This is a genomic window from Mesorhizobium sp. P5_C1, assembly GCF_054049815.1.
In genome coordinates, this window is sequence record NZ_JBFULQ010000683.1 from 1 (window position 1) to 2532 (window position 2532).

Below are 2532 nucleotides of genomic sequence, written 5' to 3' on the forward strand. Positions count from 1 at the left end.
GGACAAGGATGGCCTGCCGGTCCAGGGACGATGGTAATCCGGCTATTCTGGTCATCAATCGAAGGCGCTTTGCATTCTGGTCCTGCTGAGGATCGTACACTTAGATCAAACCGCCTCAAAACGTCAATTCCGTGACTGATCGCTGAACCGGGTTCCGCATTTTCGCGCGAAAGACCTCGGGTTTTGATGTGAAGCGCACGATAACAAAGGCTCGGTGGAGCGGTCTTTTCCGGTCTCGATGATCTCGCAGTGATGGGTGTGACGATCCAACAGGCCTGTGGTCATCCTGGCGTCGCGGGCGGAGGCTCTGGCTCGTCACGGCAGGCCCGGGTTTGGCTGTTCGGCACCGGGTGCGCCCAGATAACGGCTCCGTTCGCGGCAAGGTTAAAGGCTTGCAGGAATCAGGCAAGCGAAGTTAGAATGCCAAATCAGCGCGGTGCGACGAACCGTTGCTTTAGCTTGAATGCCACGTTCGCGTATCGGGGTATAGCTCTGTTGGAATCAATTCCGGGCGCGGGACTTTGGAACGGCCTTCCTGGGACGGAGGCCGAGGAACACGTCGCTGGCAAGGTATCCTATCTCACCGTCCTCGACCGCCTGCACCAGGATCTGCGCCCCTCGCACTATCTTGAAATCGGAATTCGCCTCGGACGAAGCCTCGCGCTCGCCCGCGGCAGAGCGACAGGCGTAGACCCGGAGCCGGCGATCGATTGCACGCTGCCGTCCACGACCGAGATCGTCGCCTTGACCAGCGACGCGTTCTTCGCCTCGGCTCCACCGGATCTCGCGCCCGATTTCTGTTTTATCGATGGAATGCATTTGTTCGAATACGCGTTGCGCGACTTCATGAATATCGAGCAGCAGGCAGCGCCGGGCACCGTCGTCGTGATTGATGACGTGTTCCCCAATCATCCCGCGCAAGCGGAGCGCACACGCCGCACCCGTGTGTGGACAGGCGACGTATGGCGTCTGGTCGATGTGCTGCGGCGGTATCGCAGCGACCTATTCATCCTGCCTCTCGATACGTCCCCCACCGGCCTCCTTCTCATCGCGGGGCTCGACGCCACAAACCGGGTTTTGCCGCAGAACTATGACAAGATCGTACGCGAAGCGCTCGCGTTGCCGGGTCCGCCCTCCAGTGTGCTGGAGCGCATCGATGCGCTCGATCCGTCGTGCGAGAAGGTGGGCAATGTTCTTGCGGGTTTGAAGGAGGCGCGGCAGGCCGGCGCGAATGCATGGGATATCGCGGCAAGGCTGAAGACCATCATCAGGAAGCCTCAGCCGCGGATTTCGGTTCGGCTTTCGGTTGTCGTTGTCGGCTACAACATGGGCCGCGAACTTCCGCGTACGATCCGTTCGCTGTCGCCGCTGATGCAGTTTGGTATCGCGCCGGAGGACTACGAGGTCATTTTGATCGACAACGGCTCGACGCACCCGGCCGACGGCGCCCGGTTGCAGAGCCTTCTCCCGGGTCTCATCATGCGCTCGATGCCGGGGGCGACGGTATCCCCTGTTCCTGCGATCAATCTCGGCCTCTCTCTTGCGCGCGGCGACCTCGTCGGCGTGTGGATCGACGGGGCGCGCATCGCTTCTCCGGGACTCCTGGCGACTGCGCTCAGCGCGTCGCGCCTTCACGCCCGGCCCATGATTGGAACCGTTGCTTTCCATCTCGGACCAGACGTTCAAATGGAAAGCGTCAAGAACGGCTATTGCCAGACCACCGAAGACGCGATGCTGGCGCGGATTGCTTGGGAGGACGACGGCTACCGGCTGTTCGAGATCTCCTCCTTCGCGGGATCATCGGCGGGAGGCTGGTTCGAATTGCCGGCCGAAAGCAATGCCGTATTCCTGAGGGCCGAGCATTGGCGTGCGCTCGGCGGCTTCGACGAGCGGTTTGTGACTCCGGGCGGCGGCCTCGCCAATCTTGATATGTGGTCGCGCATCTGCACGGACACGAGCGGAGAGCTCATTATGCTGCTGGGCGAGGCGACATTCCATCAGGTTCACGGCGGCATCGCGACGAATTCCCCCAACCCGCCGCACCAATCCTTCCACGAGGAATATGTCCGTATTCGTGGCTGTCCCTTCGCCCGACCGACCCGCCGACCCCTGTATCTCGGGAGCCTGACGGATCAGGCCAAATCTAGCCTAAAGCATTCGATCGAACATTAGCGGATCGTCATCGCTCGATTTGACGCCAGGAATTGACGACCACGCGAATGCACGGCAGGGCTGGCTTGCAGCAGTAACGCAGGGAGCCTTGGTAAGCATTAACATGGTGAACGGAATTGATGCCAGAAGCAGGCCAATAAAGTCCGCACAGGATCCCTCTCGGATGACGACGTTCTGCTATATCGATCCGCCTTTCAACTTCAATCATCCGGACATTGCTAAATACCCACCCGAGGTGACCGGAAACCACCTGCTTAAATGCATGGCGACACGTTTGGGCTGGTCGGGCTTCACCCACCGCAGACTGCTCGATGTTGGTTGCGGCGTCAGATTCGCACGCACGATCGCAAACCTCGATCT

Annotated in this window: 2 protein-coding genes; both read left to right on the forward strand. The window is 60.3% G+C overall.

Annotation, left to right across the window (positions count from 1 at the left end):
• Positions 1-495 precede the first annotated feature (495 nt).
• Positions 496-2172 (forward strand): class I SAM-dependent methyltransferase, encoded by a 1677-nt coding sequence (locus ACXJ7R_RS29870; RefSeq protein WP_457154963.1) that lies wholly within the window; start codon positions 496-498, stop codon positions 2170-2172.
• Positions 2173-2335: 163 nt separating this feature from the next.
• Positions 2336-2532: hypothetical protein (locus tag ACXJ7R_RS29875; RefSeq protein ID WP_457154964.1), on the forward strand; the 197-nt coding region annotated here is incomplete at its 3' end.